The sequence below is a fragment of the Streptomyces sp. NPDC048196 genome, assembly GCF_040652715.1.
Lineage (GTDB): Bacteria > Actinomycetota > Actinomycetes > Streptomycetales > Streptomycetaceae > Streptomyces > Streptomyces siderophoricus.
In genome coordinates, this window is sequence record NZ_JBEZMM010000036.1 from 1 (window position 1) to 23,999 (window position 23,999).

Below are 23,999 nucleotides of genomic sequence, written 5' to 3' on the forward strand. Positions count from 1 at the left end.
CAGCCCGCCGCAGGCGCAACGGCGAACAACACCCGCGGCGCAGCAGACAGCAACGTGCGGCGGCGCCGCAAAGCGCAACGACGAGACGCCCCGCGGCGCAGCAGACGGGTACGTGCGGGGCGCCGCAAAGCGCAACGACGAGACGCCCCGCGCCGGGACAGACAGGTACGTGCGGGGCGCCGCAAAGCGCGCAACGGCGAGCAACCACCGCGGCGGGACAGCCGGCTACGTGCGGGGCGCCGCAAAGCGCAACCGCGAGCAACCACCACGGCGCCGCAGACAACTACGTGGGAGGCTGGGGCGCCGCCAGCACCGCTACGCCCCGCCGCGGGAGCGTGACCCGTGTGACGGCCGGGCCGTCGGCGGCCATCGCGTCCCGGAGGGGCCGCGGAAGGACGACTTCCGCGGCCTCCGCGCCGTGGTTGAGGAGGAAGACGTACCGCACGTCGGTGCCCTCGCGGACGGTGGCCTGGACGCCGGGCGGGAGGTTCGGGAGGACGGGGGTCACGCCTGCCTCCGCCCGTACGCCGTCGAGCAGGGTCCGCAGGAGTGCGGGGGCGAGCCGGGTCGCGACGTACCAGGCGGTGCCCCGGCCGTAGGTGTGGCGGGTGACGGCGGGGCGCCCGGTGAGGTCGCCGTCGGTGAACCGGGCCAGTGCCTCGGCTCCTTCGAGGTGGACGGCTTCCGACCACAGGTCTGCCCGGCCGGTGTACGCGCCGTCGCCGACGCCTACGGAGCGGTCCTCGGCCAGTGGCCAGAATTCCTCCACGTGCAGGCCCAGCAGCTCGCGGAGGGGGGCCGGGTATCCGCCGGGGTGGACGCGGTCGTGGGCGTCGACGATGCCGGAGAAGAAGGAGACCAGGAGGTGGCCGCCGGCGCGTACGTGGTCGGCCAGCCGCTCCGCGTCCTGTTCGGTCAGCAGGTAGAGGTTGGGCACCACCACCAGGCGGTAGCCGGTCAGGTCGCGTTGGGGCGGGAGGACGTCGCAGGGCACGCCGGCCTCGAAGAGCGGACGGTAGTGGTCCAGCGCGATACGGGAGTGGTCCAGCGCGGTGGACGGTTTGGAGTCCAGCTCCAGTGCCCACCAGCTGTGCCAGTCCGCCAGCAGCGCCACTTCGGCCCGGGAACGGGTGCCCTCGATGCCGGGGACGGCCGCCAGTTCCCGGCCGAGTTCGGTGATCTCGCGGAAGATCCGGGTGCCGGTGCCGCCGTGCGGGACCATCGCGGAGTGGAACTTCTCCGCGCCGCCCAGCGACTGCCGCCACTGGAAGAACAGCACCGCGTCCGCGCCCTGCGCGACGGCCTGCCAGCTCCACAGCCGCATCGCACCGGGCGGCTTCGGGCCGTTGCGGGGCCGCCAGTTGACCGCGCTCGGCGCCTGCTCCAGCAGCAGCCAGGGCTGCCCGGACCGCGCGGACCGCATCAGGTCGAAGACGTAACCGGCCCGGACGTGGTCGTCGGCGGCGTACGGGTCCTGGTAGAAGTCCAGCGCCATCGCGTCCATATGGGGCGCCCAGGCGAACGCGTTCACCGGTTTGTGCTGCGGCATCAGGTTGGTGGTGACCGGAACGTGGGGGGTCAGCCGGTTCAGGACCGCTTTTTCGGCCAGGTAGCAGGCGCGGAGCGCCTCGTCGCCGAAGCGCAGGTAGTCCAGCTGCTGGGCGGGGTTGGGGAAGGTGGGGGCGGTGCGCGGCGGCAGCACCTCGTCGAAGTCGCCGTAGCCCTGCGACCAGAAGGCCGTCGACCAGGCCGCGTTGAGCGCGTCGATGCTGCCGTAGCGGGTGCGCAGCCAGTGCCGGAAGTCCGCGGCCGACACGTCGCAGAAGCACTGCGGGGTGTGGCAGCCGTACTCGTTGCCGACGTGCCACATGGCCAGCGCCGGATGGCCCGCGTAACGGGTGGCGAGCTGCTCGGCGAGGCGTACGGCGTGGGTGCGGTAGACGGGGCTGGAGGGGCAGTAGTGCTGCCGGCCGCCGGGCCAGCGGCGCTGCCCGTCCGGGCCCTCGGGCAGGATCTCGGGGTGCGCGCGGGACAGCCAGGGGGGTGGCGAGGCGGTCATCGTCGCCAGACAGACGGCGATGCCGACGCCGGCCAGCCCGTCCATGACCCGGTCGAACCATCCGAAGTCCCATTGCCCGGGCCGGGGTTCGACCTTCGCCCAGGAGAAGATCCCGGCGGTGACCATGGTGACGTGGGCCGCCTTCATCAGCTCCAGGTCCTCGGCCCACACCTCCTCGGGCCACTGCTCGGGGTTGTAGTCGCCGCCGAAATGGATGCCCATCGGTCCCCCCAGGGGTCGAAGCTCGGGCGGGCCGGTCCGCGGCCCGCGGGCGCCCGGGACCCGCGTCCCGGTCACGACGAGTTCTTGTACACGCTCCAGCCGCCGTCCACGACGAGGCTCGCGCCGGTGATGAAGGACGCCTCGGGGGAGAGCAGGAAGGTGATCGCGGCGGCGATCTCCTCGGGCCGCCCCAGCCGCCGGGCGGCCGTCTCCGCGGCGGCGGCCTGCCGTTCCTCCTCGCCGATCCCGTCCCAGGCCGCGGTCAGTACGGGGCCCGGCAGCACGCTGTTGACCCGTACCTCCGGGCCGTATTCGACGGCCAGCTGGCGACCCAGCCCGGTCAGCCCGGCCTTCGCCGCCGCGTAGGCGGGCCGGCCCGGAAGTCCCACCAGGGCGTGCACGGACGAGGTCAGCACCACTGCGCCGTGCCGCTCCCGCAGGTCGGTGAGGGCGGCCCGCACGCCGAGGAACGAGCCGGTCAGGTTCACCGCGAGCTGCCGCTCCCAGTCGGCGAGCGGGGTGCGGTCGGCCGGCGCGACGTACGGCAGGTAGGCGTTGCTCACCAGCCCGTCCACCGGGCCGTAGCGCCGCCGCGCGGCCTCGACGGCCCGCTGCCAGTCCGCCTCGGCCGCCACGTCGCCGTGCTCGAACGAGGCCCGGCCGCCGGCCGCGCGGATCCGTCGGGCGAGGTGCTCGCCGCGGTCGTCGTCGAGGTCCAGCAGCAGCACGCCCGCGCCCTCGGCGGCCAGCCGGTCGGCGGTGGCCGCCCCGATGCCGGCGGCGGCCCCGGACACCACGACCGTACGGTCCTCGAACCGCCGGCCGTACGGGCCGCGGGGCCGGTGCGGTGTGCGCTGCTGGCTCATGGCGCGATCCAAGTGCACAACGGGAGCCGCGGGCAAGGGGACGGGGTCGCGAGGGGGCGCGCGTCGAATCAGTGGGCGCATAAAGCTGGCTTACGCGCCCCCAATTGCGGTGTGCGGCACTGCGTCGCGCGCGGGCTGACGGTGTGTTTCCGCGGCTGTGCCTTCGCCCCTGCGACCTCCGGCGACAGCGCCCGCGCCGCTGCCCCGGGAGTGCGCGCCCCTCCTCCGCCCCGAAAAGTCGACGCGGGCGGGGCGGCGGGCCGCCGTCGGGGGCCGGGCGGGCTCACGGCCGGGTCGGCGGCCGGCTATCCGGGGATGTTGTCGAACGGCCCGGTCAGCTTCCGTAGCAGCCCGGCCAGTTCGCCACGCTGCTGACGGGAGAGTTCGGCCAGGATGGCGCGTTCCTGCACCAGCAGACCGGCCAGTGACTGGTCGGCCTTGTCGCGGCCCTCCGGAGTCAGCCTGACCAGCACTCCCCGCCGGTCACTGGGGTCGGGCAGCCGCTCGACGAGGTTCTTCTTGGCGAGCCGGTCGATGCGGTTGGTCATCGTCCCCGAGGTGACCAGCGTCTGCGTCAGCAGCGCTCCGGGGGAGAGCTGATACGGCGCCCCGGCCCGGCGCAGCGCCGTCAGGACGTCGAACTCCCAGGGTTCCAGGCCCACCTCGGCGAACGCGATGCGCCGGGCCCGGTCGAGATGTCTGGCCAGCCTGGAGACGCGGCTGAGGACCTCAAGCGGTTCCACGTCGAGGTCCGGGCGCTCCCGGCGCCATGCTGCGACCAGTCGGTCGACCTCGTCCTCCATGACGATCAGTGTAGAGGGTCTGTCGACATGAAGTCTCTTGACGTCGAGATATATTTGGCTGGACTATGGGGCATCGTCGGCGGAGGCTCGGTTTCCGGCCGCCACGGCCCGAACCGGACCTGCCCACCCGACCGCGCCAGCCTTGTGCCAGCCCTGCACGACGAAAGGGTTATGAACATGCACGACGCACCAACCTGGGATCCGCAGCAGTACCTCCGCCACTCCGGGCACCGCACCCGTCCCTTCCTCGACCTGCTCGCCCGGATACCGGAACTGCCCCGCCGGGACCGCCCCGCCCGCATCGCCGACCTCGGCTGCGGCCCAGGCAACGTCACCGCCCAGCTCACCGTCCGCTGGCCCGACGCGCACATCACCGGATACGACAACTCCCCCGAGATGCTCAAGGAGGCCGAGACCCACGCCGGCCCCACCCCGGGCGGCGGCCACCTCGACTTCGCCCCGGCCGACGCCACCGACTGGACCCCCGACGAGCCCTTCGACCTGATCGTCTCCAACGCGGCGCTGCAATGGGTGCCCAACCATCCCGAGTCCCTGCCGCGCTGGATCGACGCCCTCACGCCCGGCGGCACCCTCGCCTTCCAGGTACCCGGCAACTTCACCTCGCCCAGCCACGCCCTCCTCGGCGAGCTGTGCGACGCCCCCCAGTGGCGCGAACGCCTCACCGCCCACGGCAGGCGCTTCATCCACATCCTCGAACCCGCCGCCTACCTCGAACGCCTCACCGACCTCGGCTGCGAGGCCGACGTCTGGGAAACCACCTACGTCCAGCTCCTGCAGGGTGACGACCCGGTCCTCGACTGGGTCAAGGGCACCGCCCTGCGCCCCGTCCTGACCGCCCTGGAGGACGACCCGACGGCCCGCGAGGCATTCCTCGCCGAATACCGCGACGCCCTCCGCAAGGCCTATCCCACCGGCCCCCACGGCACCGTCTTCCCCTTCCGCCGCATCTTCGCCATCGCCCGGAAACCGGCGGCCTGACCCCGGCCCGTGCACACCGGCCTCGGACACACCAGCTCGCCCGCCTGCCTGGGGAGGCACGGCAAGCCCGCTGGTTCGAGGCCGGCACGGTTTACGGGGTACGGCCCGGGTTCGTGACCAAGACGCGGATCACGCTGTCGTCGATCACGTAGAGCACGCGGTAGTTGCCGACGCGCAGGCGGCGGATCTCGAGCCCGTAGGCAACGGGCTCAATTCTTCCGGTGCCCTATCAACCGCGGCTTCTGCTCCAGGCCGTCCAGGCCGTGCCAGGCCAGGTTGACCAGGTGGGCGGCGACCTCGGCCTTCTTCGGCTTGCGGACGTCGAGCCACCACTGGCCGGTCAGCGCGACCATGCCGACCAGCGCCTGGGCGTAGAGCGGGGCCAGTTTCTGGTCGAAACCGCGGTTCTTGAACTCCAGGCCGAGGATGTCCTCGACCTGGGTGGCGATATCGCTGATCAGCGACGCGAACGTGCCCGTCGACTGGGCGACCGGCGAATCCCGGACCAGGATGCGGAAACCGTCGGTGTACGTCTCGATGTAGTCGAGCAGCGCGAACGCGGCCTGTTCGAGGAGCTCGCGGGGATGGCCGGCGGTCAGCGCGCCGGTCACCATGTCCAGCAGCTGACGCATCTCGCGGTCCACCACCACCGCGTACAGCCCCTCCTTGCCGCCGAAGTGCTCGTAGACCACCGGCTTGGAAACCCCGGCCTTCGCGGCGATCTCCTCCACCGACGTGCCCTCGAAGCCGCGCTCGGCGAAGAGCGTGCGACCGATGTCCAGCAGCTGCTCACGGCGCTCCGCGCCGGTCATCCGGACCCTGCGCGCCCGCCGCGTGCCCGCGGCGGCGGGAGGCTTGCTCTTGCTGCTGCTCGTACTGCTGCTGTCGTCGATCGCCACTCGTCAATGATGCCTTCCCCCGTCACCGCCGCGGGCTACCCCGCAGCGGCGGTCTCCTTGCGCCGGGCCTCGATGCGCGACGCGTTCGGCCAGCGGACGTCATACGCCCAGCCCGCCTTCTCGAACCAGCGGATCAACCGGGCACTGGAATCCACCTGCCCCTTCATCACGCCGTGCCGGGCGGACGTCGGATCCGCGTGGTGCAGGTTGTGCCAGGACTCCCCGCAGGACAGCACCGCCAGCCACCACACGTTGCCCGAGCGGTCGCGGGACTTGAACGGGCGCTTGCCCACCGCGTGGCAGATGGAGTTGATCGACCACGTGACGTGATGCAGCAACGCCACCCGGACCAGCGAGCCCCAGAAGAACGCGGTGGCCGCACCCTGCCACGACCACGTCACCAGCCCGCCCACCACCGGCGGGATCAGCAGCGACACCGTCGTCCACAGCACGAACTGCCGCGAGATCGTCCGGATCGCCTCGTCCTTGATCAGATCCGGCGCGTACTTGTGCTGCGGCGTCTGCTCCTCGTCGAACATCCAGCCGATGTGCGCCCACCACAGGCCCTTCATCAGGGCCGGCACCGTCTCACCGAACCGCCACGGAGAGTGCGGATCCCCCTCCGCATCGGAGAACTTGTGGTGCTTGCGGTGATCCGCCACCCAGCGGACCAGCGGACCCTCCACCGCCAGCGACCCCATGATCGCCAGCGCGATCCGCAGCGGACGCTTCGCCTTGAAGGAACCATGGGTGAAATAACGGTGGAAACCGATCGTGATGCCGTGGCAACCGATGAAATACATCGCCGTCATCAGCGCCAGGTCCAGCCAGCTCACCCCCCAGCCCCAGGCCAGCGGAACCGACGCCACCAGCGCCACGAACGGAACGGTGATGAACAACAGCAGCGTGATCTGTTCGACCGACCGGCGCTGCTCACCACCCAGCGTCGCGGACGGCAACGGAGCACCGGCCCGCCCGGACGCATCGGAAGAAAGCAAAGGATCTTCTACGGCTTCAGGACCTGCGGTCATGATGTCCCTCGTCGGGGGCTCGGGGGCACGGCTACGGCCTACGGAACCGTAACCTACGGTCTCGTAAGTATGGCAGCGACACCGCCACGGGCAAGGCCGTGACAGGGCCCACACCACCACCTCCCGCCACGGATGCCCACCCATCGGACGGTGTGATCCGCCGACAGTGGGCAGTCCTATCCTGGGGACGTCGGACAGCGCGGTCCGCAACCCGCCCGCATCAGACTTGCCCACGCGTCGCGCCCCACCACCCCTCCCAGCGAGCCGCGGAGCGACGCCCCTGATCGCCGCAAGGAGCACCAGTGAGCAGTGCCGACAACACCCCCGTCGAGACCGCGACCACCGAGCCCTCCGAGGCCGCCGGCGTCGCCCTGCGCGCCGACATCCGCCGCCTCGGCGACCTCCTCGGCGAGACCCTCGTCCGGCAGGAAGGCCCCGAGCTCCTCGACCTCGTCGAGCAGGTACGCGCCCTGACCCGCTCCGACGGCGAGGCCGCGGCCCGCCTCCTCGGCGACACCGACCTGGCCACCGCCGCCAAGCTCGTCCGCGCCTTCTCGACGTACTTCCACCTCGCCAACGTCACCGAGCAGGTCCACCGCGGCCGCGAGCTGCGCGCCAAGCGCGCCGCCGAGGGCAGCATCCTCGCCCGCACCGCCGACATGCTCAAGGACGCCGACCCCGAGCACCTGCGGAACACCGCCCGCAACCTCGGCGTACGCCCCGTCTTCACCGCCCACCCCACCGAGGCCGCCCGCCGCTCCGTCCTCACCAAGCTCCGCAAGGTCGCCGAGCTGCTCGACCGGACCGACGCCACCGAACGCCGCCGCACCGACCTCCGCCTCGCCGAGAGTATCGACCTCATCTGGCAGACCGACGAACTCCGCGTCGCCCGCCCCGAGCCCACCGACGAGGCCCGCAACGCCATCTACTACCTCGACGAGCTCGCCCGCGGCGCCGTCGGCGACGTCCTCGAAGACCTCGCCGCCGAGCTCGAACGCGCCGGCTCCCCGCTGCCCCCCGGCACCCGCCCGCTCACCTTCGGCACCTGGATCGGCGGCGACCGCGACGGCAACCCCAACGTCACCCCCCAGGTCACCTGGGACGTGCTGATCCTCCAGCACGAGCACGGCATCACCGACGCCCTCGAACACGTCGATGAGCTCCGCGGCGCCCTGTCCAACTCCATCCGCAACTGCGGCGCCACCGACGAGCTGCTGGAATCCCTCCAGCGCGACCTCGACGTCCTCCCCGAGATCAGCCCCCGCTACAAGCGCCTCAACGCCGAAGAGCCCTACCGCCTCAAGGCCACCTGCATCCGCCAGAAGCTCGTCAACACCCGCGAGCGGCTCGCCGGCGACACCCCCCACGTCCCCGGCCGCGACTACCTCGGCACCACCGAGCTCCTCGACGACCTCACCCTCCTCCAGACCTCCCTGCGCGAACACCGCGGCGGCCTGGTCGCCGACGGCCACCTCGAACGCACCATCCGCACCATCGGCGCCTTCGGCCTCCAGCTCGCCACCATCGACATCCGCGAGCACGCCGACGCCCACCACCACGCACTCGGCCAGCTCTTCGACCGCCTCGGTGAGGAATCCTGGCGCTACGCCGACATGCCGCGCGACTACCGCCGCAAGCTCCTCGCCAAGGAACTCCGCTCCCGGCGCCCGCTCGCCCCCACCCCGGCCCCCCTCGACGAAGCCGGCGCCAAGACCCTCGGCGTCTTCCGCACCATCCTCAAGGCCAAGGAAACCTTCGGCGCCGAGGTCACCGAGTCCTACATCATCTCCATGTGCCAGGGCTCCGACGACGTCTTCGCCGCCGCCGTCCTCGCCCGCGAGGCCGGCCTCATCGACCTGCACGCCGGCTGGGCCAAGATCGGCATCGTCCCGCTCCTCGAAACCACCGACGAGCTCAAGATCGCCGACCAGCTCCTCGACGAAATGCTCGCCGACCCCTCCTACCGACGCCTGGTCGCCCTCCGCGGCGACGTCCAGGAAGTCATGCTCGGCTACTCCGACTCCTCCAAGTTCGGCGGCATCACCACCTCCCAGTGGGAGATCCACCGCGCCCAGCGACTCCTCCGCGACGTCGCCCACCGGCACGGCGTACGCCTCCGCCTCTTCCACGGCCGCGGCGGCACCGTCGGCCGCGGCGGCGGCCCCTCCCACGACGCGATCCTCGCCCAGCCCTACGGCACCCTCGAAGGCGAGATCAAGGTCACCGAACAGGGCGAAGTCATCTCCGACAAGTACCTCATCCCGTCCCTCGCCCGGGAAAACCTCGAACTGACCGTCGCCGCCACCCTCCAGGCCTCCGCCCTGCACACCGCACCCCGCCAGTCCGACGAGGCCCTCGCCCGCTGGGACGCGGCCATGGAAACCGTCTCCGAAGCCGCCCACGGCGCCTACCGCCGCCTCGTCGAGGACCCCGACCTCCCGGCGTACTTCTTCGCCTCCACCCCCGTCGACCAGCTCGCCGAACTCCACCTCGGCTCCCGGCCCTCCCGCCGCCCCGACTCCGGCGCCGGCCTCGACGGCCTCCGCGCCATCCCGTGGGTCTTCGGCTGGACCCAGTCCCGGCAGATCGTCCCCGGTTGGTACGGCGTCGGCACCGGCCTCAAGGCCGCCCGCGAAGCCGGCCTCGACACCGTCCTCGACGAAATGCACGACCACTGGCACTTCTTCCGCAACTTCCTCTCCAACGTCGAAATGACGCTGGCCAAGACCGACCTGCGGATCGCCCAGCACTACGTCGACACCCTCGTCCCCGACGAACTGAAGCACGTCTTCGACGTCATCAAGGCCGAACACGAACTCACCGTCGCCGAGGTCCTGCGCATCACCGGCGAAAAGGAACTCCTCGACGCCAGCCCCGTCCTCAAGCAGACCTTCCACATCCGCGACGCCTATCTCGACCCGATCTCCTACCTCCAGGTCTCCCTCCTCCACCGCCAGCGCACCGCCGCCGAACGCGGCGAAGAGCCCGACCCGGTCCTCGCCCGCGCCCTGCTCCTCACCGTCAACGGCGTCGCCGCCGGCCTCCGCAACACCGGCTGACCCGACACACCCCCACACAAACGGCGGCGGCCGGCCCCTTCACCGAAGGAGCCGGCCGCCGCCGTATCAATTCCGCCGCATCACTTCCATGCAATGACCACGTGCGCTACATCGCCGCGAACGCCGCCCCCAACAACGCCGCCCCCAACAACCCCATCCCCCACGCCGTACGCCGCAACCGCATCCCCCCGGCCACCACCAGCGCCGCCAGCAACAACGCCCCCGCGAACGGCACCCACGCATGCAGCACCCCCGCCGCCCCCGCCCGCACCGCACGCGACGTCCCCGGCTTCAGCACCACATCGACCCGCTCACCCTTCTCCGGCGCCGCCGCCTGCGCGATCGACACCCGAGCCCGCGGCCGACCCGTCCCCGCCACCGGCACATACGGACCCGAACACCGCTCACCCGCACACGCCGACACCGTCAACACCCCGCGCTCCCGGCCCTTGACCAGCATCGCGTACTTCGCCGTACTCCACGACGTCCACACCCCCGCCACCAGCAACAGCAACGCCAGCAGCCCCATCAACCCCGTCCGGGCGACCAGCACCACCCCATAGGCACTCTCACCGAGCCGTCGCCAACGACTGCGTCTGACCGAACGGGTGCGCGTACTGCTCTTGGGCATGGCCGCGATCCTTGGCCATCCACCAGCACCCGTCAACCTCCGACAACAATTCGTCAGACCCTGCCCCGACCCGTCCCCTTAAAGCACCCGATCACGTGTTGTACGTGCTCTGCGCCCGCTCCAAACCATCCACGATCAACGACTCCACCGCATCCGCCGCACGATCCACGAAATAGTCCAACTCCCGCCGCTCCGCCGACGAAAAGTCCCGCAGCACAAAATCCGCCACCGGCATACGACCCGGCGGACGCCCGATCCCGAACCGCACCCGGTGATAATCCGCACCCAACGACTTCGTGATCGACTTCAGGCCGTTGTGACCGTTGTCACCACCGCCCAGCTTCAGCCGCAGCGCACCGAAATCAATGTCCAACTCATCATGAACCGCCACCACATGCGCCACCGGCACCTTGAAGAAATCCCGCAACGCGGTCGTCGGCCCACCCGACAGATTCATGAACGACAACGGCTTCGCCACCACCACCCGGCGGCTCGACAACCCCGGCGCACCCAGCCGGCCCTCCACCACCTGAGCCCGCGCCTTGTGCGACTTGAAACGGCCCCCCAACCGCTCCGCCAAAAGATCCGCCACCATGAAGCCGACGTTGTGCCGATTACCCGCGTACTCCGCACCCGGATTACCGAGACCCACCACCAGCCACGGGCTGTCCGCATCCGCCATCTGCACCCTCCTCCAACGGCACGACCGCCGCCCCGCGCCAACAGCACGGGACGACGGTCACCAAAAGAATCACCAGGGCACACCGGCCCCGGAAGCGAATCAGGCCTCGGCGCCCTCGGCCTCGCCCTCGGCACCTTCCTCGGCCGGAGCCTCGGCCTGCGCCGACACGACCTGCAGGACGACGGCCTCGTCCTCCACCGCCAGCGACACACCCGACGGGAGCGCGATGTCCTTGGCCAGCACCGACGTACCCGCGTCCAGACCGGCGATCGACACCGTCACCGACTCCGGGATGTGCGTCGCCTCGGCCTCGACCGGCAGCGTGTTCAGCACGTGCTCCAGCAGGTTGCCACCCGGAGCCAGCTCACCCTCGGTCTGGATCGGCAGCTCGACCGTGACCTTCTCGCCCTTCTTCACGGCCAGGAAGTCCACGTGCACCAGGAACCGGCGGATCGCCTCACGCTGCACATCCTTGGGGATGACCAGCTCGCTCTTGCCGTTGAACTCCAGACGCAGCAGCGCGTTCGGCGTCTTCAGCGCCATCATCAGCGCGTGGCTGTCGATCGCCACGTGCTGCGGCTCCGCACCGTGACCGTAGATAACACCCGGAACCTTCGCCTCACGACGCAGACGGCGGGCCGCACCCTTACCGAAGTCGTCCCGCACCTCAGCGGAAAGCTTCACCTCAGCCATGACAGCACTCCTCGTATCTCAGAAACATCCGGTGGGCGTCACCCGGCCCACGACAGACCTGCTACGAAGAGCGCGTCGATAACGGACAACCACCCAAAAAGGCGGCCTCCCTCGCCGAGCAACTCCACGAGTCTACCCGGCAGGAAGGCCGCCCCAAAATGGATCTCAAGCGCCCGGCGGACGCGGGCCCCTACCCCGCCCCACGGACCCCGACGATCACTGCTCCTCGAACAGGCTCGTCACCGAACCGTCCTCGAACACCTCACGGATCGCCCGGGCGATCGTCGGCGCCATCGACAACACCGTGATCTTGTCCAGCTCCAGCTCCGAAGGCGTCGGCAGCGTATTCGTGAACACGAACTCACTCACCTTCGAATTCTTCAGCCGATCCGCCGCCGGACCCGACAGCACACCATGCGTCGCCGTCACGATTACATCCGACGCACCATTCGCGAACAACGCATCCGCCGCCGCACAAATCGTGCCACCGGTGTCGATCATGTCGTCGACCAGGACACACACCCGGCCCTCCACATCACCGACCACCTCGTGCACCGTGACCTGATTCGCCACGTCCTTGTCCCGCCGCTTGTGCACGATCGCCAACGGCGCACCCAGACGGTCACACCAACGGTCCGCCACCCGCACCCGGCCGGCATCCGGCGACACCACCGTCAGCTTGTCCCGGTCCACCTTCGCGCCGACGTAATCCGCCAGCACCGGCAGCGCAAAAAGATGATCCACCGGACCGTCGAAGAAACCCATGATCTGATCCGTGTGCAGATCCACCGTCACCACACGGTCCGCACCCGCGGTCTTCATCAAATCCGCGATCAGCCGCGCCGAAATCGGCTCACGACCACGGTGCTTCTTGTCCTGACGCGCATAACCGTAGAACGGCACGATCACCGTGATGCTACGGGCCGACGCCCGCTTCAACGCATCAATCATGATCAGCTGCTCCATGATCCACTTATTGATCGGAGCCGTGTGGCTCTGAATCAAAAAGCAATCAGCACCACGCGCAGACTCCTGATAGCGGACATAGATCTCACCGTTGGCGAAGTCAAAAGCCTTCGTCGGGACCAGGCCGACACCCAGCTGATGCGCGACCTCCTCCGCCAGCTCGGGGTGGGCGCGGCCGGAGAAGAGCATCAGCTTCTTCTCGCCGGTCGTCTTGATCCCGGTCACAGCAAATCTCCTCGAATCACAGTTTGCGTGCGCTCATCACGGTACGCCCCGCACGGCGCACCCGGTTGCACGATCACCGCTCGCCTTCCGACTCCAGACGAGCAGCCGCAGCAGCCTGCGCGGCGGCACTTCCGGGCCGCTTACGCGCGACCCAACCCTCGATATTCCGCTGCTGGCCACGCGCGACCGCCAACGAACCCGGGGGCACATCCTTGGTGATGACCGAGCCCGCCGCCGTATAAGCGCCGTCCCCGATCGTGACCGGAGCCACAAACATGTTGTCCGACCCCGTCCTGCAATGCGAACCAACGGTCGTGTGGTGCTTCGCCTCACCGTCATAGTTCACGAAGACACTCGCCGCACCGATATTGGTGAACTCACCAATGGTCGCATCCCCCACATACGAAAGATGCGGCACCTTCGTGCCCTCACCCACCGACGCGTTCTTCATCTCCACATACGCGCCGGCCTTTGACCGCGGACCAAGATCCGTCCCCGGCCGCAGATACGCATACGGGCCCACATTCGCACCCACACCGATACGCGCACCCTCAGCAACCGTGAACGACACCACCGCACCCTCACCCACCGACGAATCCGTCAGCCGGGAATGCGGACCCACCTCGGCACCCGACGCCACATGCGTCGCACCCAACAGCTGCGTCCCCGGGTGCACCGTCACGTCCTGCTCGAACGACACCGACACATCCACGAACGTCGACGCCGGATCCACCACCGTCACACCCGCCAGCATCGCCCGCTCCAGCAACCGCTCATTCAGCAGCCGCCGCGCCTCCGCCAACTGCACACGGTTGTTGATCCCCAGAATCTCCCGGTGATCAGCGGCCACCGCCGCCCCCACCCGATGCCCCGCCGCACGCACGATCCCCAGCACATCAGTCAGGTACTCCTCACCCTGACTGTTGTCCGTCCGCACCTTCCCCAGCGCATCCACCAGCAGCCGGGCATCGAAGGCGAACACGCCGGAGTTGATCTCCCGGATCGCCCGCTGGGCGTCCGTGGCGTCCTTGTGCTCCACAATCGCGGTCACCGCACCCGACGCCGCATCCCGCACGATGCGCCCGTAACCCGTCGCGTCCGGCACCTCCGCCGACAGCACCGTCACGGCATTCCCGTCCGCCGCGTGCGTCTCACCGAGCCGCCGCAGCGTCTCCCCGGTCAACAGTGGCGTGTCACCGCAGACCACGATCACCGTGCCGTCGAGCACGACACCGCTGTCGCCCAGCTCCTCCAGCGCCGTACGGACCGCATGCCCGGTGCCGCGCTGCTCGTGCTGGACGGCGGTCCGCACCCCCGGATCGACCTCGGAGAGATGCGCCCGCACCTGCTCACGGGCATGGCCGACGACCACGACGAGGTGCTCGGGGTCCAGCTCACGGGAGGCGGCGACGACATGGCCGACGAGGGAGCGGCCGCAGAGTGCGTGCAGGACCTTGGGGGTCGCCGACTTCATGCGGGTACCTTCACCCGCTGCGAGAACGACGACGGCTGCCGGGCGGTTGGCGCTCACGGGGATGCCCTTCGGCTTCTTGGCTACTTCGGGTGGTGGTCACCCGAAGGATACCGGGGCGTATTGCGGGCGAAACGACGGCGGGTCCTGATCTTGCCGATCAGGACCCGAACTTTGCTTGCTCCCCCACGAGGATTCGAACCTCGACCGACGACACCAAAAGACGTTGTGCTGCCCTTACACCATGGGGGAGGGTACTGTCAAGACGGCCGAACCTCGCTCGGAACGACCGCTTTGGCACCCAACACTATGCCGTACCACCAGCCCTCGATGCGACGGTATAGCTCTGCGCTTTGCAACACCCGGATGACCAGGCAGCCGTGATAGTCGTCTCCGGTGTTCTTCCGCACCGTCTTGGGGTTGTGCTTCTTGATGGTCGTCTTCTGGAAGGTGGCGACGTCGACGCCGACGAGATCTGCCCAATAGCGTTCGGCGGCCGACACGTCGGCGGTTGCGTGGATCATCACGCGGTAGCCAATGTGCTCCGGCTTCACGCCGAGCAGCTGCAGCCACGCCAGGTACAGGCGGATCACACCCGGGTCGCTGTTGACGAACAGGGCGTGCTCCCGACGGGCGTAGGGCTTGTCCTTGCTGCCTTCTGCCCAGTAAAGGGCGACCCCGGCGATGAGTAGATCGCGGTCGGAGAGTTCCCCGATCTCCCGTCGTGCCTCGTCCTTGGTTCGCCGCCGCTCCTCCTCGCGCCGCCTGAGCGTCGCCTCCCAGCCTCGTCGGGCGATGGCCGAGGCCTCTTCGCGGGTGCGCTTGCGCTCCGGCTTCGGCAGGTCCCGCACCCAGAGCGAGATCGAGCTCTTCGAGCAGCCCAGCTCGACCTGGATCTGGTCGTAGGTCCTGCCCTGTTTGCGCAGCTCACGCGCCTTGGCCCGCAGGTCGTCCTTCGCGTTCGGACGCTTGGTCCATTCCGGGACCGGCGCGCCCTCCAGGAGGCGGTTGAGGATGTCGTTGTTGTGGACGTGCAGCCGGTCGCGGATCTGGCGGCGGCTGAGGCCGGCGCGGCGGAGGGTGAGGGCGTGGTGGCGTAACGCTTCGTAGTCGTGCGGCGTCCGTTGGGTGTTCGGCATGGGAACAGGGTGGCGGGACACGACACGCCAGAGCATCGAAAACGTGGGCGATTCAACAGTTCGAGGGATAACCGAGGGTAAGGCTGGTATCCGGGCGAACGGGCGTCCATAAGTGGGCGGAGGAACTGGTGGAGGCCCCCGTAGGCTGGTCGGTATGACCGCGACGGGGGCAAGTGAAGGTGTGGGCGCGCGGGGTGCGCCGATAGGTGGGCCGTGGTGGTGGGCGCGGCGGCGCAGTGCCGTTCTGGACGCGTCGTTGGCGGCTGCTTCGACGGTGGAGTGCCTGCTCGAGGGCGTGAGTTTTGCGCATGGGGCGCATCTGCCGGAGCTGCTGGGTGCGCTGCTCGGTGTGCTGGTGGGGCCGGTGCTGCTGGTGCGTCGCCGGTGGCCCGTGGTGGTGGTGCTGGTTTCGATAGCGGTGATGCCTGCGGAGATGGGCGGGCTGCTGAGTGTGGTGGGGCTGTACACGCTCGCCGCGTCGGATGTGCCGCGGCGGATCACGGCGTTGCTGGCCGGTATGACGGTGACGGGGACGTTGGTGACGACGTTCCTCAGCATGCGGCAGGACATCGCGTCGCAGCCGGACTTCAATCCGCCGGTGTGGCTGGTGCCGGTGATGGCGTTGGCGCTGGGTGTGGTGTTGACGGCGCCGCCGGTGTTGTGGGGTTTGTACGTCGGTGCGCGGCGGCGGTTGGTGGAGAGTCTGCGGGAGCGTGCGGACGGTCTGGAGCGGGAGCTGTCGCTGTTGGCGGACCGGGCCGAGGAGCGGGCGGAGTGGGCCCGTAACGAGGAGCGGACGCGGATCGCGCGGGAGATGCATGACGTGGTCGCGCACCGGGTCAGTTTGATGGTGGTGCATGCGGCGGCGCTGCAGGCGGTGGCGTTGAAGGATCCGGAGAAGGCGTCGAAGAACGCGGCTCTGGTGGGGGACATGGGTCGGCAGGCGCTGACGGAGTTGCGGGAGATGCTGGGGGTGCTGCGGACGGCCGAGGGGTCGGCGGCGCGGGGTGTTGCGGGGGCGGATGTGCCGGAGCGGCTGGCGGCGGTGGCGTCGGGGGTGCGGGCGCGGGAGGCTGCCGAGGGGGATCGGGGCCTGGCTGGGGATCAGGGCCGGGATCTGGATCGGGGGCGTTCCGTTGTGGAGGTGTCGTCGGGGGAGGGGGGTCCGGACGGGCCGGGTCTGGATGATCTGGGGGATCTGGTGGGGCAGTCCCGGGCGGCCGGGATGGTGGTGGAGCTGTCGGTGGCCGGTGGTGAGGGGGAGTCGGTCCGTCCGCGGTATGGGGCGCGGGTGGAGCGGGCGGTGTACCGGGTGGTTCAGGAGGCGTTGACGAACGTCCACAAGCATGCGCCGGGTGCCCGGGCGCGGGTGCGTCTGGCGCATCGTGAGGGTGAGCTGGCGGTGCAGGTGGAGAACGGTCCGTGTGACGGCGGGGCGGCGGATGCGGGGCTGCCGAGCGGGGGCAATGGTCTGGTGGGGATGCGGGAGCGGGTGACGGCCCTGGGTGGGGTCTTTGTCTCGGGCCCGACGGACGGTGGTGGTTTCCGGGTTTCGGCGGTTCTGCCGGCGCCGCGGCCGGCTCCGCGCGTGGTGGGCTGACCCGGGTCGGCGTTTTCCTTCCGACGGTCCGTCGTTTCCTTTTCGACGGTCCGCCGGGTTCCTTCCGACGGTCCGTCGTTTCCTTTCCGGCGGTCCGCCGGGTTCTTTCCGATGGTCCGCCGGATTCTTGTCCGACGGTCCGCGGGGCGGGGGTGCTGTGCCGGCGGGGGTGTTGTCGGGTCGTGCCTTCGGGTCAGTCGGTGCCGTGGGGCGAGAGTCGGCTCGGTCGGGTGCCGAGGACCAGGGTGCCCAGTGCGGTGTCGAGGTCTGCGCCGAGGTACCAGTCGCCGGTGTGGTCGAGGCTGTAGACGCGGCCTTCGGCGTCGATGGCGAGGGTGGCCTGGGGGTGGAGGCCGTCGTGGGTGGTGAGTTCCTCGCGGCCGAGGGGGGCGACGTCGGTGGCGAGGGCGCGGCCGAGGTCGCCGAGGGTGCGGGCGAGGTGGAGGCCGTGCAGGGGGTCGATGACGAAGGGGGTGGGGGCGAGGTGGCGGCCGGGTCCGGGGCCGGTGATGCGCAGGCCGCCGAATTCGGCCCAGGCTTCGACGGCGGCGGGGAAGACGGTGTGGCGGTGGCCGGCGGGGGAGGTGTGGGCGCGGAGGGTGTCGGCCCAGTGTTCGGCCTGCTTTATGTCCCAGCGGCCGGGTTGCCAGCCGGCTTCCTGGAGGGCGACGTCGACGGCGGCGGGGAATCGGGTGGAGTCGGTGCGGCCGGGGCCGGGGGTGCGGTCGTGGGTGGCGTCGCGGGGGCCGGGGGTGGTGGGCGGCATGGTGGCGGTCAGCTCCCTGTGGGCGTCGCGCCGATCGGCATGACGCCGAAGTGGGCGAGGAGGGCGTCGCAGGAGCGGCAGGGTGGGGCGTAGCTGCCGTGCTGGGGGTCGCCGTCCTCGCGGATGTGGCGTGCGGTGATCTTGGAGTGTTTCAGGGAGCGGCGGGCTTCGCCGTTGGTGAGGGGCTTGCGGGAGGCGCGTTTGCCGCGGTTGGTCTCGACGGCGGTGAGGTGGCGGGAGAGCAGGACGGCTTCGGGGCAGCGTCCGGTGAAGCGTTCGCGTTGTGCGGTGGGGAGGGCGTCGAGGAAGTCCTGGACGAGGGGGTGGAGCGGCGGGGGCTGTTCGGCCTTGCTGGCGGTGCAGGTGAGGGTGTGGCCGCGTACGGACAGGGCGGCGCCGATGGTGGGGAGGATGCCGTCGCGGCGGTGGTGGAGCGTGGGCGGGCGGTGGGTGTCGGCGGTGCCGCTCCAGCCGATGCGAGGGTCGCCGGTGCCGGTGCCGGTGCCGGTGCTGTGGCGTGCGGTGGTGCTCATCCGTGGTGCTTTCCCTCCCTGCAAACCCCCCGGTTGCGGGGGTCAGCCTGCCAAATGTGCTGGGTGTTCCGGTAGTCGGACGGCCTGTCGCGGTGATCACGAGGGGCTGACGGGGTGTCGGCCGGGGGTCAACGGGGCTGGTGGGCGGGGTGGTGTGCGGGGTTCGGGGGTGGTGGGCCGGCGGGTGACGCCGGTGTGTCGCGGGGCTGACGGGTGGGGGCGCGCGGGCGGAGGCGGGGGTTCCGCCGGGTGGGAGGCGGTGCGTCGCCGGGCCGGGGGGTGCCGCTGACGTGCGGGGCGGGGGCGGCGGGGGGTGTTGCGGTACGGCATAGGCTGTGCCCCAAAGCCAGCTTCAGCCAGGGGGCAACCGCGATGACGACAGGTCGGCCAGGGCTGGGGGTTCCACCCGGCCCCCAGGCGGCGGGACATACCGCGCCACCGAATGCGGCCTATGCCGGACAGGTCGTGCATTTTCCGGATCCGGTGCGTGCCGCGCGGTATCCGGCGGGGGTGCGGATGGACGGGCGGGGCTTCCCGGATTTCGCGCCGTACGCCCGGGCCGCGGCGGAGATCGCCGAGCCGCCGGAGGGTTTCGGGGTCGACGAGCTGAGGCTGACGGACTATGTGTCGGCGAACGCGGCGCTGCACGCGCAGGGGCACGAGCTGTGGATAGATGTGCCCGCGGTGGCGACGCCGCACGGCTGGACCTGGCATCACGTGGCGGGTACGCGGCGGATGGAGCTGATCCCGGTCGAGGTGAAGGCGCTGTTGCGGCATCACGGTGGGCTGGCGACGGCAGCGGTGGCGCACGACAAGCGCGGGACGCGGCCGTTGCAGGAGACCCGGCCGGCGCATTTCGGGTTGCCGCACCGTGATCTGTCGGTGGGTGAGGAGCAGGTGGTCCAGGCCGAGGAGGCGCTGGGGTACCGGTTGCCGGGTGCGTACCGGTCGTTCGTGAAGGCGGCGGGCGGGTGTGCGCCGGTGGGTGCGGCGCTGGACGCGGAGTTGGGGCTGCTGGTGGACCAGCCGTTCTTCACGGTGCGGGACGACGCGGCGGTCAACGACCTGGTGTACGTGAACAAGTGCCTGCGGGACCACTTCACCAAGGACTATCTGGGGGTGGCGTTCGCGCAGGGTGGTGTGGTCGCGGTGAAGGTGCGCGGTGAGGGGCGGGGCTCGGTGTGGTTCTGCCCGTACGACGATGCGCGGGACCGGGACGGCTGGACGGTGCAGGAGCGGGTGGAGCGGCTGTTGTTGCCGTGCGGGGCGGATTTTGACGAGTTTCTGCAGCGGCTGGCGGGTAATCCGCCGGAGCTGGAGACGGTGGCGAACCTGATGGTGGACGGCGGTTTCGCGCAGGCCGTAGTGGTGGGGGGCTGATCGCGGTGGTGACGTTCGCGCAGGCGCAGGAGCGCGCCGAGCGGTGGGTGAACGGCGAGGTGCCGGCGGAGCTCCACCGTGAGGTGCGGGTGCGGGAGTTCGACCTGGGCTTCGTGGCCTGGGCGGAGGACCGTGAGGGGGGTGCGGCGGCGGAGGGCGGCCGGGCCCGGATGGTGATCGCGCGGGACAGCGGGGAGACCACGCTGTGGCCGGGGTTGCCGGTGGGCGAGGTGATCCGTCGTTACGAGGAGGAGTACGGCACGCCGGTGGACGGCGGGTACGGCGCTGCCGAGCCGCCGCAGCGGATCGATCTGGAGGCCACGTCGTTCCTGCTGACGCCGCCGGAGTGGCTGCAGGAGGCGGCGGACGCGATCGGCATCCCGGACCGGAGTGGCGGTGCGGGGGCGGCCGGTGGCGCGGGGAGTGCGGGGAGTGCGCAGGAGGGACCCGGTGCGGGTTCCGGTCCGGCTGCCCCGTCGGTGCCGCAACAGGCCGCCGCGCCACAGCAGTCCGCGATGCCCGCACCCGCGCCTGCCCCCGCGCCCGCTTCGGGTGCTGCCGACGACACCCCCTGGGCGGCGGCGGACACGACGCATTCCGATGCGGGGGCCGGGGACCGTTCGGTGGGCCTGCCCGCGACGGTCTTCGCGCCGCCGCTGGCCGGTTACGACGAGGAGGACGCGCCGGTGGCGCCGCGGGCGCGGCCGGACGCCAAGACCGAACTGCTGCAGGGCGGCAGCCAGTTGCCGCGTACCCAGGTCGCGCCCGCGCTGGATCTGCCGTCCGACGGGGCCGGCGGTCCCGGTGGGGCGCCGCTGCCGCCGATGCCGTCCGCGCCGCCGGCCGCTGTGGGGTTGCCGGATCTGCCGCCGCCGTCGGGGCCGCCGGTCGCGGACGTCCCGCCGCCGCCCGGTGTCGCCGGGCCGGGCGCTCCCGGCCCCGCCACGCCGCCGTCCGCCCCGCAGAGCGCAAAAGCCCCGGCCGCGGGTGCGTCCGGTGGGCCGGCCGGTGGTTATGTGCCGACGCAGCTGGTGTCGCAGTTGGATGCGGACGGTCTCGATCTGAGTGCGGTGGACGGGCCGGGCGGCGCCGGTGGACCCGGTGGTGACGCGGGTGGCTCCGGCGGTACGGGTGCGCCGGGTGCCGGCGGTCCCGGTGGTGGGGTGCACGCCGCGGCGACGATGCTCGCCGACGGGGCGTCGCTGCAGGATCTGGTGGCTGCCGGTGGTCCGGGGGGTGCGGGTGCGGGTCCGGGTGTGCCGCCGCCGCCCGCGCCGCCGGGCGTACCCGGGGCGCCGAAGCCGCCCGGCCCGCCGGGGCGGCCCGGCCAGGGCGCGCACAGCAGTCAGGGCGCGCACGGCAGTCAGGGCGGCCAGGGTGCGCCGGGCGGTCCGCCGCCGCCCCCGCCGGTGCCCGCCACGGGCGGTGGCTCCGGTGGTGGGGTGCACGCCGCGGCGACGATGCTGGCCAGTGGCGCGGCGCTGCAGGGTGGCCCCGGTGGTCCGGGTGCGCCCGGTGTGCCGCCGGGCGCCGGTCCCGGTGTGCCGCCGCCCGGTGTGCCGGGCCCGCCGCAGGGGCAGCCCGCCCCGCCCGGCCCGCAGCCCGGTGTGCCGGGCCCCGGCGCTGCGGCTCCCGGTGCGTACGGCTATCCGCCGGCGCCCAGTGGTCAGCCGACGGTCGGTCCGGGCTACATGGCGGTGCTGAGCTATCGCGCCCCGGACGGTTCGGAGCAGAAGATCGTGCGCCGTTCGGCGCCGGGTACGCCGCATCCGGAGTGGCAGCTGTTGCACGAGCTGCGCGGGATGAACGTGCCGCCGCAGCAGGTGCTGGAGCTGCACACCGAGCTGGAGTGCTGTGATCTGCCGGGCGGCTACTGCGCGCGGATGATCCGGGACAACTGGCCGCAGGTGCGGATCAGCCACACCGCCGCGTACGGCCGGGACCACGCCTCGCGTCAGCAGGGCGTGCGCCATCTTGTCGAGCACCAGGGCGAGTTGCACCAGGTCGCGGACGGTCCGGCGCGGCCGGCGCCGGTGCGGGTGCCGTTGCCGCATCCGTCGCAGGTGCAGCCGGTGCCGCCGGTTCCGCCGCAGGTGATCGGGCAGGAGCTGGAGCAGTCCTTCGGGCCGCAGGGGATCTTCCGGTTCGACCAGCGGGCGGTCTCCCGGCACGGTGTGCCGGACGTGGTGGCGCAGATGCTGGTGTGGGCCGGGCTGCCGGTGGACTTCGGGCCGTTCTTCTGGGCGCAGGCGCAGCCGGGCCGTCCGGTGCCGACGCTGGCGGAGCTGGCGGCGGAGCGCGGGGTGCAGCCGGCGTCGGACGCCGGGTCGTACCTGGTGATGGGCAACGACTTCGGGCGTCAGCTGTGCGTCCAGTACGGGACCGCGAACATCGTGGCGGTGCCGATGGGTGGGGGCACCTCCCATGCCGTTCAGGCCATGGGGGACGGTCCGGGCGGTCAGCCGGCCGCGCCGCAGTTCGTGAATTCCGGGCTGCCGGAGTTCGTGCGCTGTCTGGCGATGCTGGGCCGGATGTGGCGGCTGCGGTACGGGCTCACGCCGGAGCAGGCGGGCCGCTGGACGGTGGACTTCCAGGCGCAGCTGGTGGCGCTGGATCCGCCGGCGCTCGGTTCGCCGGAGACCTGGTGGTCGGTGCTGCTGGAGCAGATGTGGGACGGCCTGCTGTGAGGGGCTCTCCGGGCTAGGACGGGGGCGCTCGACCTGCGAGCCGGGCCGGGCGCCCTGACCATGCCTGTATGGGCCGTCCGATACCCCCGTCGTGGTCGTCGCCGTGGCCCGGCCCGTCGACGACGCTGTACCGGGCGCGGCGGCCGCCGTGGTGGCACCGGCGGCGGATCGCCCGTTCGCTGCCGGGGCGGCGCCCGCCGCGGCGCCGAGGGACGGGTTCCGGGCCGTCCCGGCTGGCCTGGCTGAAGTGGCTGCTGGTGGCGCTGGTGGTGCTGGTCCTGCTGGTGGTGGCGGGCGGGGTGGGGCTGTATGTGCGGGCGGGGCAGCAGTTGCAGCACGTCGATGCGCTGGGTGACTACGCGGGGCGGCCGGCCGCGGGCCGGGGCACGAACTGGCTGCTGGTCGGTTCGGACAGCCGGGCCGAGCTGACCCCGGAGCAGCGCAAGGAGCTGCACGTCGGCAACAACCAGGTGCGGAACACCGACACGATCATGGTGCTGCACTACGGCGACCACGGCCCTACCCTGGTGAGCCTGCCGCGCGACAGTTACGTCCCGGTGCCGGGGTACGGCAGCCGGAAGATCAACGAGGCGTATGCGGACGGTGGCCCGCGGCTGCTCACCCGGACGGTGGAGCAGGTGACGGGGTTGCGGATCGACCGTTACGCGGAGGTCAGTTTCCTGGGGCTGGTGCAGGTGGTGGACGCGTTGCCGGACGGGGTGCGGCTGTGTCTGGAGCGGCCGTTGCGGGACGAGAGGTCGGGGGCGGACTTCCCGGCGGGCTGCCGGCGGATGAACGGCACGGAGGCGCTGGCGTACGTCCGGGCGCGGTATGCCGACCCACAGGGGGACCTCGGACGGGTGAAGCGGCAGCGCCGGCTGATCGGTGCGCTGGCGGACGGGATGACCGACTCGCGGGTGCTGCTCGATCCGTTCCGGTTGCGGCGGGTGCTGGACGTGTCGGTGGCGGCGCTGAGGGTGGATCAGCAGGCCGGAATGGCGCAGTTGCTGGACATGGGCTGGGCGATGAAGCAGATCTCGGGCGGGGGCGGGGTGGCGACGACGGTGCCGGTGCGGCAGCCGGGGGTGATGGTGGCCGGGGCCGGGTCGGTACTGCTGTGGGACGAAAACGGGGCGAGCCGGTTGTTCCGGGCGTTGCGCCACGATGATCCAATTCCGACTTCTGTCGATAAATAACGCATCCTGGTGCAGTGGGTCGGCCGGAGGGTCGCGAGGGCGCCGCCGCCGGCCGGTCCGAGGAGAAGTGCGCGCAACTGCACAGAGGGGCT

The 23,999-nt window shown here is 71.1% G+C and carries 19 protein-coding genes and 1 tRNA gene; 7 read left to right on the forward strand and 13 right to left on the reverse strand.

Going from position 1 to position 23,999, the window contains the following annotated elements:
- Positions 1–283: 283 nt before the first annotated feature.
- The 3 genes from AB0E02_RS27985 to AB0E02_RS27995 all read right to left on the reverse strand — a co-directional run bounded on the left by AB0E02_RS27985 (position 284) and on the right by AB0E02_RS27995 (position 3,950).
- A complete protein-coding gene (locus AB0E02_RS27985) occupies positions 284–2,281 on the reverse strand; it encodes a beta-galactosidase (protein WP_362143889.1) in 1,998 nt (665 codons plus the stop codon).
- 71 nt (positions 2,282–2,352) lie between these two features.
- The gene (locus AB0E02_RS27990) at positions 2,353–3,147 is read right to left on the reverse strand and encodes an SDR family oxidoreductase (protein ID WP_362143892.1); all 795 of its coding nucleotides are present in this window, start codon (positions 3,145–3,147) and stop codon (positions 2,353–2,355) included.
- Positions 3,148–3,452: 305 nt separating this feature from the next.
- Positions 3,453–3,950 carry a MarR family transcriptional regulator gene (locus AB0E02_RS27995; RefSeq protein WP_030413445.1) on the reverse strand — a complete coding sequence of 166 codons (498 nt, stop codon included), beginning with the start codon at positions 3,948–3,950 and terminating at the stop codon, positions 3,453–3,455.
- A 177-nt stretch (positions 3,951–4,127) separates the two neighbouring features.
- Between AB0E02_RS27995 and AB0E02_RS28000 the strand changes: the two genes are divergently transcribed.
- On the forward strand, positions 4,128–4,949 hold the full coding sequence (locus AB0E02_RS28000; protein WP_362143895.1) for a trans-aconitate 2-methyltransferase: 822 nt from the start codon (positions 4,128–4,130) through the stop codon (positions 4,947–4,949).
- A 209-nt stretch (positions 4,950–5,158) separates the two neighbouring features.
- On the opposite strand, the gene AB0E02_RS28005 is transcribed toward AB0E02_RS28000, so the two are convergent.
- Complete coding sequence (locus AB0E02_RS28005) at positions 5,159–5,848, reverse strand: TetR/AcrR family transcriptional regulator (protein WP_362143898.1); 690 nt, start codon at positions 5,846–5,848, stop codon at positions 5,159–5,161.
- 35 nt (positions 5,849–5,883) lie between these two features.
- Positions 5,884–6,879: a fatty acid desaturase gene (locus AB0E02_RS28010; RefSeq protein ID WP_362144028.1), complete on the reverse strand. Its 996-nt coding sequence runs from the start codon at positions 6,877–6,879 to the stop codon at positions 5,884–5,886.
- Between the two features lie 302 nt (positions 6,880–7,181).
- Here AB0E02_RS28010 and ppc point away from each other — a divergent pair, with 302 nt between their 5' ends.
- Positions 7,182–9,938: a phosphoenolpyruvate carboxylase gene (ppc, locus tag AB0E02_RS28015; protein WP_362143901.1), complete on the forward strand. Its 2,757-nt coding sequence runs from the start codon at positions 7,182–7,184 to the stop codon at positions 9,936–9,938.
- A gap of 101 nt (positions 9,939–10,039) precedes the next feature.
- The gene (locus AB0E02_RS28020; RefSeq protein ID WP_362143904.1) at positions 10,040–10,501 is read left to right on the forward strand and encodes a hypothetical protein; all 462 of its coding nucleotides are present in this window, start codon (positions 10,040–10,042) and stop codon (positions 10,499–10,501) included.
- Positions 10,502–10,660: 159 nt separating this feature from the next.
- On the opposite strand, the gene pth is transcribed toward AB0E02_RS28020, so the two are convergent.
- From pth to AB0E02_RS28050, 6 genes are all read right to left on the reverse strand, one after another.
- Positions 10,661–11,251 carry an aminoacyl-tRNA hydrolase gene (gene pth / locus AB0E02_RS28025; protein ID WP_362143906.1) on the reverse strand — a complete coding sequence of 197 codons (591 nt, stop codon included), beginning with the start codon at positions 11,249–11,251 and terminating at the stop codon, positions 10,661–10,663.
- Positions 11,252–11,350: 99 nt separating this feature from the next.
- Entirely contained in the window at positions 11,351–11,944 is a 594-nt protein-coding gene (locus AB0E02_RS28030; protein ID WP_362143909.1) for a 50S ribosomal protein L25/general stress protein Ctc, read from the reverse strand.
- A gap of 216 nt (positions 11,945–12,160) precedes the next feature.
- Complete coding sequence (locus AB0E02_RS28035; RefSeq protein WP_362143912.1) at positions 12,161–13,135, reverse strand: ribose-phosphate diphosphokinase; 975 nt, start codon at positions 13,133–13,135, stop codon at positions 12,161–12,163.
- Positions 13,136–13,208: 73 nt separating this feature from the next.
- On the reverse strand, positions 13,209–14,666 hold the full coding sequence (gene glmU / locus AB0E02_RS28040) for a bifunctional UDP-N-acetylglucosamine diphosphorylase/glucosamine-1-phosphate N-acetyltransferase GlmU (RefSeq protein WP_362143915.1): 1,458 nt from the start codon (positions 14,664–14,666) through the stop codon (positions 13,209–13,211).
- Between the two features lie 121 nt (positions 14,667–14,787).
- Positions 14,788–14,858, reverse strand: a tRNA-Gln gene (locus AB0E02_RS28045).
- Between the two features lie 8 nt (positions 14,859–14,866).
- Positions 14,867–15,745 carry a hypothetical protein gene (locus AB0E02_RS28050; protein ID WP_362143918.1) on the reverse strand — a complete coding sequence of 293 codons (879 nt, stop codon included), beginning with the start codon at positions 15,743–15,745 and terminating at the stop codon, positions 14,867–14,869.
- Between the two features lie 154 nt (positions 15,746–15,899).
- On the opposite strand from AB0E02_RS28050, the gene AB0E02_RS28055 reads away from it, so the two are divergent.
- Positions 15,900–17,345: a histidine kinase gene (locus tag AB0E02_RS28055; RefSeq protein ID WP_362143921.1), complete on the forward strand. Its 1,446-nt coding sequence runs from the start codon at positions 15,900–15,902 to the stop codon at positions 17,343–17,345.
- A gap of 193 nt (positions 17,346–17,538) precedes the next feature.
- Here AB0E02_RS28055 and AB0E02_RS28060 read toward each other — a convergent pair whose 3' ends face one another.
- Both AB0E02_RS28060 and AB0E02_RS28065 read right to left on the reverse strand, forming a co-directional pair.
- On the reverse strand, positions 17,539–18,111 hold the full coding sequence (locus AB0E02_RS28060) for an SUKH-3 domain-containing protein (RefSeq protein WP_362143924.1): 573 nt from the start codon (positions 18,109–18,111) through the stop codon (positions 17,539–17,541).
- 8 nt (positions 18,112–18,119) lie between these two features.
- Complete coding sequence (locus AB0E02_RS28065; protein WP_362143926.1) at positions 18,120–18,644, reverse strand: YwqJ-related putative deaminase; 525 nt, start codon at positions 18,642–18,644, stop codon at positions 18,120–18,122.
- Between the two features lie 372 nt (positions 18,645–19,016).
- On the opposite strand from AB0E02_RS28065, the gene AB0E02_RS28070 reads away from it, so the two are divergent.
- From AB0E02_RS28070 to AB0E02_RS28080, 3 genes are all read left to right on the forward strand, one after another.
- On the forward strand, positions 19,017–20,024 hold the full coding sequence (locus AB0E02_RS28070; protein ID WP_362143929.1) for an SMI1/KNR4 family protein: 1,008 nt from the start codon (positions 19,017–19,019) through the stop codon (positions 20,022–20,024).
- A 5-nt stretch (positions 20,025–20,029) separates the two neighbouring features.
- Positions 20,030–22,711, forward strand: coding sequence for an SUKH-4 family immunity protein (locus AB0E02_RS28075; RefSeq protein WP_362143932.1), 2,682 nt, complete (start codon positions 20,030–20,032; stop codon positions 22,709–22,711).
- A 68-nt stretch (positions 22,712–22,779) separates the two neighbouring features.
- Positions 22,780–23,907 carry an LCP family protein gene (locus tag AB0E02_RS28080; RefSeq protein ID WP_362143934.1) on the forward strand — a complete coding sequence of 376 codons (1,128 nt, stop codon included), beginning with the start codon at positions 22,780–22,782 and terminating at the stop codon, positions 23,905–23,907.
- Positions 23,908–23,999: the final 92 nt, after the last annotated feature.